Here is a 16,435-nt window from a genome sequence, read left to right on the forward strand (position 1 = left end):
ACACTGGGCCGTGGAACCCGCTCGTTCTAGAACGCGTTCCAGTCCGGCGACCCCTTGTATAGCCCAGCGCCCATTACTTGTGAAGACTACTGACGCCATGTCAGATCAAGCCGTCACGGCGCTCCTTCGCGGGAACGTGCCGCGAACGTGCGGCGGTGGGCGGCCGTGACATTTGTCCCGGCGGATCGCCGACAAGTGCCTCTGCCGGGGCACGGCCCCGGACGTCTAGCGTCGATTCCATGACACGGACGACGGGGACGACGGGGACGGCCACGGGGGACACCGCGGGGACGACGGCGGAAACGTCGGCGGGGACACGGACTACGGGGACGCCCCCGGCCGTGTCCTTCAGAGGCGTGGTCAAGACCTTCGGCGACGACGTGCGCGCCGCGGCCGGTCTCGACCTCGACGTCGCCTGCGGCGAGACGGTGGCGCTGCTGGGCCGCAACGGCGCCGGCAAGTCGACGGCGATCTCGCTGCTGCTCGGTCTGGACGAGCCGGACGAGGGCTCGGTCGCGCTCTTCGGCGGCCGTCCGGAGGAATCGGTGCGCGCCGGACGGGTCGGCGCGATGCTCCAGGACACCCGGCCGGTGCCGCGGGTCACCGTCCAGGAACTGGTCTCCTTCGTGGCGGGACGCTATCCCGCCCCGCTGCCGGTGGCCGAGGCGCTGCGGCTCGCGGGCATCCCGGAGCTGGCCGGGCGGCGCGTGGACCGGCTGTCCGGCGGACAGGCGCAGCGGGTGCGGTTCGCCGTGGCCCTCGCCGGGAACCCCGCGCTGATCGTCCTCGACGAGCCGACCGCCGCGCTCGACGTGGAGGCACGGCACGCGTTCTGGGAGTCGATGCGGGCCTACGCCCGGCGCGGCCACACCGTGCTCTTCTCCACGCACTATCTGGAGGAGGCCGACGCGCACGCCGACCGGATCGTCGTCATCGACCGGGGGCGGATCGTCGCGAACGGGACGGGCGAGGAGCTCAAGCGGTCGGCGGGCGGCAATCTGGTCTCCTTCGACCTGGCGGGGCGCGGGGCGGAGGGCCTGGCGCTGCTGCCCGGTGTGGTGGCGGTGGAGGTGCGCGGGGAGCGCGCCCGGCTGCGTACGGACGACTCGGACGCGACGGTGGTCGCGCTGGCCGAACGGGATGCGATACGCGGCCTGGAGGTCGTCCCCGCGTCCTTGGAAGACGCGTTCATGGCGCTCACCGCACGCAGCTCGCGCGCTCAGGAGAAGGTGTGATGTTCGACTATCTGCGGCTCGAAGTGCGCCGGACGCTGCGCGACACCGGCTTCGTGATCGGCGGTGTCGCGATGCCGGTGATGATGTATCTGCTGTTCACCAACCTCGGCGGTGGCGACGACGGGCAGTGGAGGACGGCGTCGATGGTCGGCATGGCCGCGTACGGCGCGGTGGGGTCGGCGCTGAACACCGGCGGCGGGGTCGCCGAGGACAAGGTGACCGGCTGGCTGCGGCAACTGCGGGTGACACCGATGACTCCGCGCGAGGTGGTGCTCGGGCGGGCGCTGACCGGTTCGGTGACCGTGCTGCCCGCGATCGTCACGGTGCTGGCGGCCGGCGGCCTGGTCAACGGCGTACGGCTGGAGGCCTGGCAGTGGGCCGCGACGGCCGTGCTGCTGTGGCTGGGCTCGGTCCCCTTCACCCTGCTGGGTCTCGGCAACGGCTACCGGATGACCGCGCAGACCACGGGCGTCGCGAACATGGTGTGCAATCTGGGGCTCGCCGTGGTCGGCGGCCTGTGGTTCCCGCTCGCCCTCTTCCCCGGCTGGCTGCGCTCGGTATCCGCGTACACGCCCACGAACCGCTTCGCGCAGCTCGGTGTGTCGGTCACCGAGGGCAGGGCGCCGGACATGGGAGCGGTGGCGGTGCTGACCGCCTGGCTAGTGGTGTTCGGTTCGTACGCTGTGGTCTCGTACCGTCGATCCGCCCGAACCGTCTGAACGGGGAGCTGGACATGCCCTTGATGAGAAGCATCGGCTGCCAGGTCCGCGGGTGGCGGGCCGAGCGGATCCGCTGGAAGGCCGACATGCAGCGGTTCAAGGCCGAGCAGCGGGCCGCGCGCAAGAACGGCGGCGAGATGCCGGAGAACCCGGGACCGCCGCCGACGGGCTTCGCGCTGCTGCCGTGGCTGCTGCTGGGGATGGGCTCCTTCTCCAACCTCCTCCAGGGCAGGACACCGCAGCCCTGGATCGGTGGCCTCGGCCTGTTCGTCTTCAACTCCCTGTACATCTACGTCACGTTCCGCGCGTTCGTGAGGACGAAGCGGGAGGCACGCTCGACCCGGGTGGCACTCGTCCTGATGGGCGTGATCACCTGCGCGCTGGCCGTCGGGTACGGCGGAAGCTGGCTGTACTTCTTCCCGCTGCTCGGGCTGGCCACCGGGGCGGTGACGCGCGGCCCCTGGCTCGGGCAGATCGGCCTCGGCCTGACGGCACTCGCCGCGGCGGTCTCCGCCGTCCGGGCGGGCTGGGACGCGTTGAACATCGCCTACGGCACCTTCCTGTCCACGATGGTGACGGCCGCGATCCTCTCCCTCTCCGAGGCGGTACGTGAACTGCGCGAGGCCCGCGAGGAGTTGGCGCGCCGGGCGGTCGAGAAGGAGCGGATGCGCTTCTCCCGTGACCTGCACGACCTGCTCGGGCACACGCTCTCGGTCATCGTGGTGAAGTCGGAGGCGGCCCGCAGGCTGGCCCCGCGCGACATGGACGCGGCGCTCGTCCAGGTCACGGACATCGAGTCGGTCGGCAGGCAGGCCCTGACGGAGATCCGCGAGGCGGTCACCGGGTATCGCGAGGGCAGCCTCGCCACGGAGCTGGACCGCGCCCGCTCGGCGCTGTCCGCGGCGCGGGTGGAGCCGGTCGTCCGGCAGTCGGGGCCGCCGCTGGGCCCGCAGACCGAGGCCCTGCTCGGCTGGGTGCTCCGCGAGGCTGTCACCAACGTCGTACGCCACAGTGACGCGACCCGCTGCGAGATCACCGTCGACGGCACCCCGGACCTGGTCCGTCTGACCGTCTCGGACAACGGCGCCGCCGCCTCCCCGGCCGACCCCGAGCCGGTGATCGGCGGCACCGGCCTCAAGGGGCTCACCGAACGCCTCGCCACGGCCGGCGGCTCCCTGAGCGCGGGGCGGACCCCACGCGGCGGCTTCGAGGTTCGGGCCGAACTGCCGGTGGAGGCAGCCGACTTGACGGAGGCGTCGATCTGAACGGCGGCCACCGCGGAACCTAAGGGCGAAACAGCCCTTGGGTTCCGTCGTATCCGAGCAGGGAGTCGGTGAGGCGTTCGGTGGTCGCCCGGTCGGGGCTACGGCGCCCAGGGAGCCGTTACCGCCCAGCTCACGTCGTCCGTCCACGAGGTGGCGCTGTCGAAGGCGTTCGAGCCGCCGTTACTCGCTATGTAGACGTTGTAGTCGTAGTGCCGGATGTATCTCGTCGGGTAGTTGTACGACGCGAACGAGGTCCCCGTTCCGCTCTTCCCGGTCCCGGCGCAGAACGTGGCGTCCTTCCTGAACTGCGCCGTGCCGACCATGGGTTGCCGGAGGAGCTGGTAGTTGTAGTGCCGCAGGAAGTCACCCGGATAGTTCCGTGACTCGAAGGAGTAGCAGGAACTGTCGGCGAGCCCCCTGCGGACGATCCAGGTCGCGTCGCTCTTGTCGAGCGCCGAACTGCTCGACGTGATCGCCGAGACGACCGCCGCGTTGGCCTGGTGGCGGATGTAGTCGGTCGTGCAGCACGAGGTGGTCGCGCGCAGCGAGATCTCCGACCCGGCCGTCAGTGAGCCGGTGGTCCCGGTCGAGCCGCCGTAGCCGACGGAGACGATGTTCGACTGCACCAGGTTGTCGGCGGCGTCCGTCGGGATGCCGGCGGTCATGACGCCCTCGAAGAAGGACCCTATGGAGCCGTTGCTGTTGTCTCCGCCGGTACCCAGGACGATCGCGCCCTCCTGGTGCATGGGCGAGTAGCCACTGGTGGTCGGCTCACCCCCGGAATAGGTGGTCGTGAGACTGCCCGATTGGGCGTTGCCGTATTTCAGCGCGAAATGGTCCTGACCGTTGTTTTTCAGCAGAGCGGTCACGAACGGCATCGCACCCGTGCCGGTGTTCGACGTATTCTTGCTGTATCCGGAGTCCGATTGGAACAGGCCGTTCTCCAGGTCGGCCTGCACCCAGGGGCCCTGGCCGTAGCAGGGCGAGAACCAGCACTCGGTGCCGAAGTTGATCGCGTCCATGTGGCCGTTGCCGGTGTCCAGGTTGTTGGTCTCGGCGTTGCCGTAGTCGAAGCAGCAGCTGCCGTTGACGTGGGTTCCGGAGGTCACCATGTACATCCCCTCGGCCGCCCCGTTGGTGGCCACGCCCGAGGTGGAGTTGTCCCGGTAGCCCATGCCCGCCGAGATCTCCAGGCCGTAGACCTGATGGCCGCCCGCCGTCACCGGCAGCGCGTCCGCGGGCGCCCCGACATCGGCGGCGCCCGCCCCGCCCGCACCCTCGACGGTGAGGTCGTTGTGGCGCGCGGACTGGTCGTAGATCTTCGTGATGATGCAGGTGGTGCCGGTACAGAAGGAGTCCTGCGCCGCCGCGTTCGCGTACCCGCCCGCGGTCAGGAGACCGATGTTCGCGGTGGCGCCGTCGGAGGCGCGCTGCACCTGGTAGAGCGAGCCGCTGTACGACGTGTACAGCGCTCGGACGAGACTGTGCGCGGCGACGCACGGGGTGCCCGCGGTGGCGTAGACGTCGCAGGGGAGCGAACCCGCGGCGGTGGCCTGCGGCGAGCCCACCGCGAGCGCGACGACGGCGACCATCACCGACAGCACGGCCAGGGCCGCGCTTCTGAGACGCCGCGAGGGCGCTGAGGATGTCAACACGGTGCACCTCTTCCGTTCCTGGTAGGACAGTGCGGGTGCCTGGTCGAGATACCGGACAACGTTCGATCGAAATACCGAACCAATTCCCGGTCGAAATGCCGAACGTTTGTGAAAATCGACCCGGCTCAGGAATTACAAAGGGGACCCCTGAATTCCGAGGCGATTATTTGCCCGCAGCCCGAGGCCGTCAAGACTCGCGGACTCGAACGAGGACGATTTTTTCAATGGCCCCCGACGCGGCCCCGGCGGGCTCCCGACGCGCACATCACGACCGGCGGGGAACCCGTCCGCCTTACGCTTGCCCCGTGAACGAGATGCCCCAGGACCACCGGCCCGCCAAGTCCATCCGCGTCCTGCTCGCCGAGGACCAGGGAATGATGCGCGGGGCGCTCGCCCTGCTGCTCGGGATGGAGCCGGACATCGAGGTGGTCGCGCAGGTGGCCGCGGGCGACGAGATCGTGGACACGGCGTTGATCAGCCGGCCCGATGTGGCCCTGCTGGACATCGAGTTGCCGGGGATGAGCGGGCTGGACGCCGCCGCCGAACTGCGCGAGCAGGCGCCCGACTGCCGCGTGCTGATCCTCACCACCTTCGGCCGCCCCGGATATCTGCGGCGGGCCATGGAGGCGGGGGCCGCCGGGTTCCTGGTCAAGGACGGGCCCGTGGAGGAACTGGCCGAGGCGATCCGGCGGGTGCTGACCGGGGAGACGGTCATCGATCCGGCGCTCGCCGCCGCCGCGCTGAGCGCCGGGCCCAATCCGCTCACCGCCCGCGAGTGCGACGTGCTGAAGGCCTCGGTGGACGGCGCCACCGTCGCCGACATCGCCGGCAAACTGCACCTCTCCGAATCGACCGTCCGCAACTACCTCTCCTCCGCCATCGGCAAGACGGCCACCCGCAACCGCATGGAGGCGATGCGGGAGGCCCGCCAGCAGGGGTGGCTGTAGCGGGCCCCGACCGGTGATCCCCCGGTCGGCGGCCGCCGCCGGCGCACGTCCCTCCCGCCCCGTTCGTGCCTGGCGGAACCTGCGCGCCTCCGGTCACCTCGCCCCTCAGGTCAGTGCGCTCACCACCACCGACCTGTAGCTCCTGCCCTCCGGGGCGAGGCACACGAACCAGCCGTCCGGGGAACCCGCGACCCGGCGGATCATCGGCTTGACGTCAAAGGAGGGATCGGTCTCCTCGGGAGCCATCGGCACCCTCGTCGACGTGCCGTCGTCCCAGGTGCAGGTGATCTCCCGGGTGGTCGGATCGACCTTGCCGATCACCAGCCGCTCGGCTGCCCCCGCCGCACCGGAGCGACCGGTCTCCAGCGGCCTCGAAACGGCCTTGATGTCCGTGCTCCCGTCCCCGTCGCTCTTCTCGACCGGCCCGTTCATCACCGTCGTCGGACTCCTGCCCTCGACGAGCAGGCGGATGAAGACCCAGCGTTCGCCGATGAGGTCCGAGTCTGCCTCGGTGCCCGTCGGCGTGAGGTCGAACTCGTTCATCCTGGCCCGCCGCTGGTGCTGCGCCTCCGCCACGTTCCTCGGCGCTCCCCAGACGGCGATCTCGACGCTCCACTCCCTGCCGTTGTCCCGAGCCCTGGCCAACGTGGTCACCTGCGGCTCGTACACATGCCGCCGCTCCGGCGTCGACGGCCCGGTGACGGACGGCGCGACCCGCTGGCCGTCGTCGCCCGTCCCCCCCGCCAGCGCCAGCGTCCCCGTGGAACCCGCGATGACGAGGGCCGCCGTTGCCGCCATCGCCCAGCGGCGCGCCTTGCGGCGTCGGCCGCCGCGCAGCACCGCCTGGTAGGGGGCTGTACCGATCTCGACCTCGTCGGCCGCCTCGGCCAGCAGGAAGGCGATGTCCGTGTCCGTCGCCATGTCGTGATTCGTCTCCCGGTTCGCGCTCATCACTTCCGTCCTCCCTGCGTCGCCGTCTCCGCCAGGCCCGGTACGAGGCGGAGTTTCGCGATCCCCTTGGCCGTGTTGCTCTTCACCGCGCCCACCGAGCAGCCCATCGCCTCGGCCGCCTGGCTCTCGCTCAGGTCCTCCCAGTAGCGAAGGACCACCGCCTGCCGCTGGCGCGGGGGCAGTTGGGCGAGCGCGGTGACCAGGGCGCCTCGGTCGTCGGCGCGGGCGATCGGGTCACCGCTGTCGAGGACCTCGCGCGTCAGCCCCGAGTCGTCCTTCGGCGCGAGGAACTCCTTGAGTCTTCTGCGGTGTCTGCGAGCGTGTGCGTTGATCATCACGCGCCGTACGTACGCGTCCGGTTCGTCGGCCGAGCCGACCCTGTGCCAAGCCACGTACACCTGCTCCAGCGTCGTCTGGACCAGGTCCTCGGCGGCGTGCTGCTCCCCCGTCAGGAGAAACGCCGTACGCATCAGCCGCGGCCAGCGACCCACCACGAATCTCTGGAACTCCTCGTCCCGAGCCTGCTTCCGATCCCCCATGAGCACCTCCTAGATGTCTGAAGGAGTCCGCGAGCATCGGATTTCGTTGCCTCACCGCCGCGAGATTCTCCGCGGCAGCCAGACGAGCATCAGCACGGCCCCGGCCAGCAGCAGCACCCCGCTGACACGGAACGCCAGCGCGTACCCGGCGGTCAGCGCGTCCCCGGCGGCACTTCCCCCGGTACGGGCCGACGCGATCGTGAACATGATCGCGAGTCCCAGCGAACCGCCCATCACCCGTGAGGTGTTGACCAGGCCCGAGACCACCCCCGCGTCCTCCGGCACCGCACCCGAGGTCGCGATCGCGGCCAGCGGTGTCGCGGCCAGACCGGCCCCCGCCATCATCAGGATGCCGGGGAGCATGATGGCCGTGAGGTACGGGCCGTCCGCCGTCATGGTCGACTGCCAGCCGAAGCCGGCCGCGGCCAGGAGCGTGCCGAGGACCGCCACGTTGCGCGCCCCGACGACCGGCATGAGGCGCGGCGCCGACTTCGAGCCGATCACCACCGCGAGCGAGCTCGGCACCAGCGCGAGGCCCGCGCGCAGCGGCGAGTAGCCGAGCACGTTCTGCGCGTACAGCGTCATGAAGAACCACATGCAGAACATCGCGGAGCCGGAGACGAACATTGCCGCGTTCGCCGAGGACACCGACCGCAGCCGCAGCAGTTTCAGCGGCATCAACGGCGCCTCGGTCCGGGCCTCGACGGCCAGGAAGACCCCGATGAGAGCCGCTCCCGCGCACAGCGGTACGAGTGCCGCCGCCGCGGTCCAGCCCTCGGCCTCCGTCCGCACGATCCCGTACGCCAGGGTCGCCAGTCCCGCGGTCACCAGGAGCGCGCCCGGCAGGTCGAGCCGTCGCCCGTCCCCGGCCCGGCTCTCCATCAGCCGGTGCGCCGCGCCGGCCAGCACGATCGCGCCGACGGGCACGTTGATGAGGAGCACCCATCTCCACGACAGCCCGTCGACCAGCAGTCCGCCGACGAGTCCGCCCGCCGCGCCGCCACCGGCGCCGACGGCCGTCCAGGTCGCGATGGCCCGCGCGCGTGCGGGGCCCTCGGGGACGGCCGACGTCAGGATGGTCAGGGTCGAGGGTGCGAGCACTGCGGCCCCCAGGCCCTGCGCGGCGCGGGCGAGCAGCAGTTGGGTGCCCTCCTGGGCGAGGCCGCCGGCGGCGGAGGCGAGCGTGAAGAGCGCGAGGCCCACCAGGAACATCCGCTTGCGCCCGTAGAGGTCACCGGCCCGCCCGCCGAGGAGCATGAATCCGGCGAAGGCGATGGAGTAGGCGTTCACCACCCACTGGAGTCCGGGGGCGCTCAGCCCGAGGTCGGTCCGCATGGAGGGCAGGGCCACGTTGACGACGGACACGTCCAGGACGACCAGGAACTGTCCGGCACACGCGAGGGCGATCACCACCCAGGTGGGCGGCGCGATACGGACGGATAACCGGGTGTCTTCGGCGGCTCGGAGCATGGGTGTCATGCTCTCAACCGGCTTACGCTCCTTGCATCAGGATTTCGGCGCAGCCGAGCGTGCGTCACGAGACCTGGGACCACACGCCGGCGAGCTGGAACCTGGACCGTCCGCCGCCGTCGGCGGCCCGCGCGGCTCGGCGCCGGGCAGGCGAGCAGGCGGGCAGGTGGGCAGGCCGAGTCCCGGTGTCCGTTCAGGTCCCCGCGCGCAACAGCGTGACCACCGCCGCGCCGCCCAGCCCGATGTTGTGGGCGAGCCCGACCCGCGCCCCCGGCACCTGACGCGCTTCGGCCTCTCCCCTCAACTGCCATACGAGTTCGGCCACTTGGGCAATTCCGGTCGCACCCAGGGGATGCCCCTTGGAGATCAGGCCGCCCGAGGGGTTCACCACCCAGCGTCCGCCGTACGTCGTGGCCCCCGACTCGACGAGTCCGCCCGACTCCCCTTCCCCGCACATGCCGAGCGCCTCGTAGGTCAGCAGTTCGTTGACGGAGAAGCAGTCGTGGAGTTCCACGACGTCCACGTCCTCGATGCCGAGTCCGGAGCGTTCGTACACCTGGCGCGCGGCCTCCCGCGACATCGGCGCCCCGACGACGTCGATGCAGGAGCCGGAGGCGAAGGACTCCTCGGTGTCGGTGGTCATCGACTGGGCGACGATCTCGACGGCCCTGTCCTCCAACGCGTGGCGCTCGGCGAACCGTTCGGACACGACGACGGCCGCGGCCGCTCCGTCCGAGGTGGGCGAGCACTGGAGCCTGGTCAGCGGCCGGTGCACGGTCTTGGCCGCGAGGATCTCGTCGACGGAGTACACGTCCTGGAACTGGGCGTACGGGTTGTGCGCCGAGTGGCGGTGGTTCTTGGCGCCGACGGCGGCGAGCTGGGCCTCCGTCGTGCCGTACCGCTCCATGTGCTCGCGGGCCGCGTCCCCGAAGATCTGCGCGGTGGGCGGGGACATCTCGAAGCCGTGCCGGGCGGCCATGATTCCGTAGTGGCGGGCGACGGGTGACGTCGAGAAGTCCCCGCCGTCGGCGCCCGATCCGAGCGCCCCGCGCTTCATCTTCTCGAAGCCGAGCGCGAGCACGCAGTCGGAGATCCCGCCCGTCACGAACTGCCGGGCCAGCATCAACGCGCTGGCCCCGGTGGCGCAGTTGTTGTTCACGTTGTAGACGGGGACGCCGGTCAGGCCGAGTTCGTAGGCGGCGCGCTGGCCGGCGGTGGAAGCCTGGAAGCAGTAGCCGACGGGCACCTGTTCCACGTCGGCGTACGAGATCCCCGCGTCGGCGAGAGCGTTGGAACCGGCCTCCCGGACCATGTCCCAGTACTGCCACTCCCGGGTCTCGGGCTTCTCGAACCTGGTCATACCGACACCGACGACGTAGGTCTTCATGGTGGCGCTCTCCTAGTCCCGTGGCAGGCCGAGGATGCGCTCGGCGACGACGTTGAGCTGGACCTGAGTGGTGCCGCCCGCGATGGTCAGACAACGGGAGAGCAGGTATCCGTGCACGGCCCGCTCGCCCGGGCCCTCGCGCAACGCGCCTTCGGGGCCGAGGAGTTCGAGTCCGAGTTCGGCGACCTTCTGCTGGTGTGCGGTCTGCACCAGCTTCCGGACGGAGGCACCCGCGCCCGGTTCCACCCCAGACACCCGGCGGAGGGTGGTGCGCAGCGTGATGCATGCCAGGGCGTGCGCCTCGGCGATCAGCGCTCCGAGCCGGGAGCCGTCGACGTCGGCCGGTATCAACGCCTCCAGGCCGGTGTCGAAGGTCAGCTGGTCGGCCATGTGGACGCGTTCGTTGCCGAGCGTGTTGCGGGCGACCCGCCAGCCGTCGTCGACCTCGCCGACGACCGCGTCCGCGGGCAGCAGCGCGTCGTCGAACCAGACCTCGTTGAAGAGGGAGTCCCCGGTGATCTCCTTCAGGGGGCGGATGTCGATGCCGTCCGTGTTCTTCATGTCGACGACGAAGTAGGTGAGCCCCTTGTGCTTGGGCGCCGCGGGGTCCGTCCGGGCGAGGAGGATCCCGTGGTCGGCCCACTGTGCCGCGCTCGTCCACACCTTCTGCCCGTTGATGCGCCACCGCCCGTCGGCCGTGCGCTCGGCGCGGGTCCGCAGCGAGGCGAGGTCGGATCCGGCGCCCGGTTCCGAGAAGAGCTGGCACCACAGGAGGTTGCCGCGCAGGGTGGGCAGCAGATAGCGCTCCTGTTGCGGGCCGGTCCCGTACGCGATGAGGGACGGTACGACCCAGGTCGCGATCCCCAGATCGCTGATCCGTACCCCTTCCGCCGCCAACTCCTGCTGTATGGCGAGTTGTCGTACGGGTCCCGCACCGAGCCCGTACGGCGGAGGCAGATGCGGGGCGGCGTATCCGGTGGGTGCCAGCGACCGGCGGGCGGCCGCCGGACCGAGCCCGCGAACCGGGTCGATCACCTGACGGGCCTCGGCCCGGTACCCGGCCGCCTCCGGCGGAAGCTCCAGGCGCAGTTCCCGCCGTACGCCGTCGCGCGCGAGCCGCGCGGCCCGCCGCAGGTGTCCGCTCCCGGCTCCGAGCAACTGCCGCGCCACCAGGGCCCGGCGCAGATAGAGGTGGGCGTCGTGCTCCCAGGTGAATCCGATGCCGCCGAGGATCTGGACACAGTCCTCGGCGCAGGAGCAGGCGGCGTCGAGGGCGGTACCGGCCGCGAGGGAGGCCGCCAACTCCCGTACTCCGGACGGTTCCTGCCCGGCGCGCGCCGCGTCCCAGGTGAGCGCGCGCGCCTGCTCCAGCCGTACCAGCATGTCGGCGCACAGGTGCTTCACGCCCTGGAAGTGCCCGATGGGCCGGCCGAACTGCTCGCGGACCTTCGCGTGCCCGGCGGCGGTCTCCAGCGCCCAGGACGCGGTGCCGCAGGCGTCCGCGGCGAGGACGACGGCGGCGAGGTCCCGGACCAGCGATGGGTCGACCGCGAGGACGCGGCCGGCCGGGACCCGTACGCCTTCCGCCCGGACCTCGGCGGTCGCCCGCGTCGGATCGGCGCTCTCGTGCGGCCGGACGACGAGATCGACGGCGTCGACGACCAGCCAGAGAGTGCCGCCGGACACCGCCCCTCGCCCGGCCTCCACGCCGGCCCCGATGCCAGGGTCGAACGCCGCCGTCCCGCCGTGCTGCGCGCCCGCGCCGGGCTCCGCACCCCCGTCGCGCCCGTCGCGCCCGGCGTGCCCGTCGCGCCCGTCACACTGGACCGCCGCCAGCACCAGCACGTCCACGTCCGCACCGGACAGCACGGGTGGCGCCGTCCCGTCGAGCACGTATCCGCCGTCCACCGCCAGGGCCGTCAGAGAGCCGGTGCCGAACGCGACGGCGCCGATGCGGTCCCCGCACCCCAGCGCACGTACGAGATCGGGGAGCCACCCGGCCCGAACGGGGTCCGCGTCGGCCGACCGCAGGACCGCCGACGTCAGGACGTGCGCGGCGAACGGTCCCGGCAGCGCGGCCCGCGCGGCCTCCTCCACGACGACGGCGAGGTCGACGAGGTCACCGCCGCCACCGCCGTACGCCTCGGGAAGGTGCGCGGCGAGGAACCCCTGCGCCGCGAGCGCGTCCCAGAACGGCGGTCTGCCGCTGCCCGGGGCGTCCAGGAGTTTGCGGACCGCCTCGGGCGGCACGGCGCGGGCGATCCAGCCGCGAACGGCCTCGGCGAGCTCCCGCTGCTCCGGCGTGACCGCGATGCCCATGTGTGCCTCCCCAAAGGCCCGAGGTGCGTGGATCCGCGCCAGACTAGAACACGTTTCATTCTGACGGTAGGTCAGATACCCATGGATCGGTCAAGAATTCGTTAGTACGCCGAAGCATCGGAATAGTTGCCCGGGCGCACCGGGTTCTCACTGCACGTATCCCGCGCGGATCACCCGACCGACGTCCCGTGTCCCCATGGATCACCAGACCGACCGTCCCCGCATCCACACGGATCACCCCCCTCACTTCTCTCTCGAGAGCTCCTTTCTTACGGCCTGGAGGCCCCCCGTAATGACGCACACGACGACCGGCCAGCCCGCGCGGAGGCCGAGCGGCGCGACCGTGCCCGTGCTCGCCTTCGCGGGCATCGTGGTCGCGGTGATGCAGACCCTGCTCGTCCCGGTCATCAAGGACCTGCCGACGCTGCTGGGCACCGCGCCCAGCAACGCCACCTGGGTCCTGACCTCGACACTGCTCTCGGGCGCCGTCGCCACGCCGATCATGGGCCGTCTCGGCGACCTCTTCGGCAAGCGGCGCATGCTGCTCACCAGCCTGGCCGTCATGGTCGTCGGCGCCCTGATCAGCGCCCTGACCAGCGCCCTGGTGCCGATGATCGTGGGCCGTTCGCTCCAGGGCTTCGCGATGGGCGCGATCCCGCTGGGCATCGGTCTGATGCGTGACATGCTGCCCCGCGAGAAGCTCGGCTCCGCGATGGCCCTGATGAGCTCCTCGATCGGTGTCGGCGGCGGACTCGCGCTGCCCGCCGCGGCCCTCGTGGCACAGCACGCCGACTGGCACGCCCTCTTCTACGGCGCCGCCGGCCTCGGCGTCCTCTCCATCGCCCTCACTCTCCTCGTCGTGCCGGAGTCCCCGATGCGCGCCGAGGGCACCTTCGACGTGCTGGGCGCGATAGGGCTGTCCGTCGGGCTCGTGCTCTTCCTGCTGCCGATCACCAAGGGCAGCGACTGGGGCTGGACCGCGCCCACCACGCTCGGCCTGTTCGGCGCGTCGCTCGCCGTGCTCCTCCTGTGGGGCGTGATGGAGCTGCGCCTGAAGGCCCCGCTGGTCGACCTGCGCACCACGGCCCGCCCCGCGGTCCTCTTCACCAACCTCGCCTCGATCATGGTCGGTGTCTCCTTCTACGTCGTCTCCCTCGTCCTGCCGCAGCTGCTCCAGCTCCCGACGTCGACCGGCTACGGCCTCGGCCAGTCGATGGTGAAGGCGGGCCTGATCGTCGCGCCGCTCGGCCTGACGATGATGTTCACCGCGCCGGTGTACGCCCGGCTGTCGGCGAAGTACGGCCCGAAGGTCACCCTGATCATCGGCATGGTGATCATCGGAATCGGCTACGGCGCGGGCCTCGGCCTGATGAACGCCGCCTGGCAGTCCCTGGTCATCGCGGTGGTCCTGGGCGCGGGCATCGGCCTCGCCTACTCCTCGCTGCCCGCCCTGATCGTCGGCTCCGTCCCGGCCTCGGAGACGGGCGCGGCCAACGGCCTGAACACCCTGATGCGCTCCATCGGTACGTCCGTGTCGAGCGCCGTCATCGGCATGGTGCTCGCCAACACGGCGAACCACGTCGGCGGGGTCGCGGTCCCCACCATGCACGGCTTCCGCGTGTCCTTCCTGATCGCCACGGGCGCGGTCGCGGTCGGCCTGCTCATGGCGCTGTTCCTGCCGGGCCGCCCCCCTGCCACCAAGACCCAGCTGCGCGCGAGCAGCGAGGAGGACGCGGCGATGGAGCGGGCGAACGAGGTCCTCGGCGGCTTCCGCGGCCGGGTCCTGAACGCCGAGGGTGGTCCGGTCCACCGCGCCAAGGTCACACTCATCGACCGGCGCGGCCGCCAGGCGGGCGCCACCCTCTCCGCCGAGGACGGCAGCTACGCGCTCGCCGTGCCGGCCCAGGGCGCGTACGTGCTCGCCGCACGGGCCGCCGGCCACGGTCCGCTCGCCTCGTCGGCGACGCACGCGGGCGACGACCGGCCGGTCTCCCTCGACCTCTCCCTCCCGGGCGAGAACGCCGAGGTCACCGCCTGACACCCGGACCCTCCACCGAGTGATCATCGACACCCCCGCCGCCCACGCGGCGGGGGTGTGGTGCACGATGGGGCGGCCCGGGATCCGTACACCCGGGCGGCGCTCCACGCACCCCGCTGTTCGCACCGATGGAGGAGACCCCATGCCCGCGGCACCCAAGCCCGAGATCCTCGCCGCCTTCGAGGCCGCGAAGGGGTTCATGCCGCGGGGCGAGGGACTCGCGCTGTACGAGGCCGCCGTCGAGGCCGGACGGCTCGGACTGCCGCTCCTGGAGGTCGGCACCTACTGCGGCCGTTCCACGATCCTGCTCGCCGACGCGGCGCGCGAGGCCGGGGTGACCGCGATCACGGTCGACCACCACCGGGGCAGCGAGGAGCAGCAGCCGGGCTGGGAGTACCACGACCCGTCCACGGTCGACCCGGAGATCGGCCTGATGGACACGCTCCCCGCCTTCCGCCGCACCCTCCACCGGGCGGGCCTGGAGGACCACGTCGTCGCGCTCGTCGGCCGTTCGCCGCAGATCGCCGCGTTCTGGGGCACGCCCCTCGGTCTCGTCTTCATCGACGGCGGCCACACCGACGAACACGCGAGCGGCGACTACGAGGGCTGGGCCCCGCATGTCGCCGAGGGCGGCCTCCTCGTCATCCACGACGTGTTCCCGGACCCCGCCGACGAGTTCACCGGCCAGGCCCCCTACCGCGTCTACCTCCGGGCCCTGGAATCGGGCGCGTTCACCGAGGTCGCGGTGACCGACTCGCTGCGCGTCCTGCGGCGAACCGGAGCAGGGATCTGAGCGCCCGGTTAGAGTCGCTGACGTGTCGTACGTAGGCCCTGACTTCGATCCGCCCCAGCCGCGCCGTTTCCGGCGTGGACCGCTCACCGTCGCGCTCGCCGCGCTCGTACCGGGCGCGCTGGCCGGCTGGCTGGTGTACCAGGCCGTGGGAGACGATTCGGGGGGCGGGTCCGACCGGGCCGCTCCCGGGTCGTCGTCCTCCGCGCCGGGCTCCGGCTCCCCCTCCTCGCGGGCGTCCGCCTCGACGACGGACGACGGCAGACCGAGTACGTCGTCGGCTCCGGCGCCCTCCTCCTCCGCGCCCGCCGCCCCTGGCTCCGGCTCCGGCTCCGGCTCCCTCAAGGGCAAGGTCATCGTCATCGACCCGGGGCACAACCAGAGCAACTTCCAGCACACGTCCGAGATCAACCGCAAGGTGAACATCGGAACGAACTGGAAGGAGTGCGACACGACCGGCACGTCCACCAACGCGGGTTACACGGAAGCCCGGTTCACCCTCGACGTCGCGCACCGGATGCGGGCGATCCTCGAAAAGCAGGGCGCCACGGTGAAGCTGACCCAGGACGGCGACCGCTCGTTCGGCCCCTGCGTCGACGAGCGGGCCCGCATCGGCAACACGGCGCACGCGGACGCGGTCGTCTCCATCCACGCCGACGGATCGGCGGCCGGCAACCGGGGCTTCCACGTGATCCTCCCGGCCTCGGTGCACGCGGGCGCCGCCGACACCCGTCCGATCGTCGCCTCCTCCCGCGACTTGGGCGAGCGCATCGCGGGTCTGTTCGTCCGCGAGACGGGCAGCGCGCCCTCCAACTACGTCGGCGACGGAACCGGACTGGTGGTCCGTAAGGATCTCGGTGGTCTCAATCTGTCAACGGTTCCCAAGGTGTTCATCGAGTGCGGCAACATGCGCGATAGCAAGGACGCTGCGCTGCTCACCAGTGGCGCGTGGCGAGAGAAGGCGGCACGGGGGATCTCTGAAGGAATCGTTGGTTTCCTGCACGGGTAGTGATCTACGGACCCAACCCGGCGGACACCCTGATCGTCCGGGCGATAGTGTCGTCCGTACGATAAAAGGGCCACCCCCGCGCTTCACACCGCGTCCCGACGACGACACCAT

General features: G+C 71.3%; 13 protein-coding genes. 7 read left to right on the forward strand and 6 right to left on the reverse strand.

Going from position 1 to position 16,435, the window contains the following annotated elements; genetic code table 11:
* Positions 1 to 341: 341 nt before the first annotated feature.
* From ACFYW8_RS31790 to ACFYW8_RS31800, 3 genes are read left to right on the forward strand one after another with little or no spacing between them, the layout of a single operon-like run.
* Entirely contained in the window at positions 342 to 1,235 is an 894-nt protein-coding gene (locus ACFYW8_RS31790; protein WP_389084949.1) for an ATP-binding cassette domain-containing protein, read from the forward strand.
* The gene (locus ACFYW8_RS31795) at positions 1,235 to 1,954 is read left to right on the forward strand and encodes an ABC transporter permease (RefSeq protein WP_365873075.1); all 720 of its coding nucleotides are present in this window, start codon (positions 1,235 to 1,237) and stop codon (positions 1,952 to 1,954) included. The genes ACFYW8_RS31790 and ACFYW8_RS31795 overlap by 1 nt, the downstream gene beginning before the upstream one ends.
* 14 nt (positions 1,955 to 1,968) lie before the next feature.
* Complete coding sequence (locus ACFYW8_RS31800; RefSeq protein ID WP_389084955.1) at positions 1,969 to 3,219, forward strand: sensor histidine kinase; 1,251 nt, start codon at positions 1,969 to 1,971, stop codon at positions 3,217 to 3,219.
* 98 nt (positions 3,220 to 3,317) lie between these two features.
* Here the strand turns inward: ACFYW8_RS31800 and ACFYW8_RS31805 are convergent, their stop codons facing one another.
* Entirely contained in the window at positions 3,318 to 4,811 is a 1,494-nt protein-coding gene (locus tag ACFYW8_RS31805; protein ID WP_389085118.1) for an alpha-L-arabinofuranosidase B, read from the reverse strand.
* 377 nt (positions 4,812 to 5,188) lie between these two features.
* On the opposite strand from ACFYW8_RS31805, the gene ACFYW8_RS31810 reads away from it, so the two are divergent.
* Positions 5,189 to 5,821, forward strand: coding sequence for a response regulator (locus ACFYW8_RS31810; protein WP_389085124.1), 633 nt, complete (start codon positions 5,189 to 5,191; stop codon positions 5,819 to 5,821).
* Positions 5,822 to 5,926: 105 nt separating this feature from the next.
* On the opposite strand, the gene ACFYW8_RS31815 is transcribed toward ACFYW8_RS31810, so the two are convergent.
* From ACFYW8_RS31815 to ACFYW8_RS31835, 5 genes are all read right to left on the reverse strand, one after another.
* Entirely contained in the window at positions 5,927 to 6,772 is an 846-nt protein-coding gene (locus tag ACFYW8_RS31815; protein WP_389084959.1) for a hypothetical protein, read from the reverse strand.
* Positions 6,772 to 7,311 carry a SigE family RNA polymerase sigma factor gene (locus tag ACFYW8_RS31820; protein WP_389084964.1) on the reverse strand — a complete coding sequence of 180 codons (540 nt, stop codon included), beginning with the start codon at positions 7,309 to 7,311 and terminating at the stop codon, positions 6,772 to 6,774. Before ACFYW8_RS31820 ends, ACFYW8_RS31815 begins: the two co-directional genes overlap by 1 nt.
* Positions 7,312 to 7,362: 51 nt before the next feature.
* Positions 7,363 to 8,781 carry an MFS transporter gene (locus ACFYW8_RS31825; protein WP_389084969.1) on the reverse strand — a complete coding sequence of 473 codons (1,419 nt, stop codon included), beginning with the start codon at positions 8,779 to 8,781 and terminating at the stop codon, positions 7,363 to 7,365.
* A 193-nt stretch (positions 8,782 to 8,974) separates the two neighbouring features.
* The gene (locus ACFYW8_RS31830; protein WP_389084974.1) at positions 8,975 to 10,168 is read right to left on the reverse strand and encodes a lipid-transfer protein; all 1,194 of its coding nucleotides are present in this window, start codon (positions 10,166 to 10,168) and stop codon (positions 8,975 to 8,977) included.
* Positions 10,169 to 10,180: 12 nt separating this feature from the next.
* Positions 10,181 to 12,487 (reverse strand): acyl-CoA dehydrogenase, encoded by a 2,307-nt coding sequence (locus ACFYW8_RS31835; protein ID WP_389084979.1) that lies wholly within the window; start codon positions 12,485 to 12,487, stop codon positions 10,181 to 10,183.
* 292 nt (positions 12,488 to 12,779) lie between these two features.
* Here ACFYW8_RS31835 and ACFYW8_RS31840 point away from each other — a divergent pair, with 292 nt between their 5' ends.
* The 3 genes from ACFYW8_RS31840 (at position 12,780) to ACFYW8_RS31850 (ending at position 16,324) form a co-directional block, all read left to right on the forward strand.
* Positions 12,780 to 14,525 carry an MFS transporter gene (locus ACFYW8_RS31840; RefSeq protein WP_389084983.1) on the forward strand — a complete coding sequence of 582 codons (1,746 nt, stop codon included), beginning with the start codon at positions 12,780 to 12,782 and terminating at the stop codon, positions 14,523 to 14,525.
* A gap of 142 nt (positions 14,526 to 14,667) precedes the next feature.
* Complete coding sequence (locus ACFYW8_RS31845) at positions 14,668 to 15,318, forward strand: class I SAM-dependent methyltransferase (RefSeq protein ID WP_389084988.1); 651 nt, start codon at positions 14,668 to 14,670, stop codon at positions 15,316 to 15,318.
* A 22-nt stretch (positions 15,319 to 15,340) separates the two neighbouring features.
* Positions 15,341 to 16,324, forward strand: coding sequence for an N-acetylmuramoyl-L-alanine amidase (locus ACFYW8_RS31850; RefSeq protein WP_389084993.1), 984 nt, complete (start codon positions 15,341 to 15,343; stop codon positions 16,322 to 16,324).
* The last annotated feature ends 111 nt before the right edge of the window (positions 16,325 to 16,435 follow it).

The organism is Streptomyces sp. NPDC002742 (genome assembly GCF_042888885.1).
Taxonomy (GTDB): domain Bacteria; phylum Actinomycetota; class Actinomycetes; order Streptomycetales; family Streptomycetaceae; genus Streptomyces.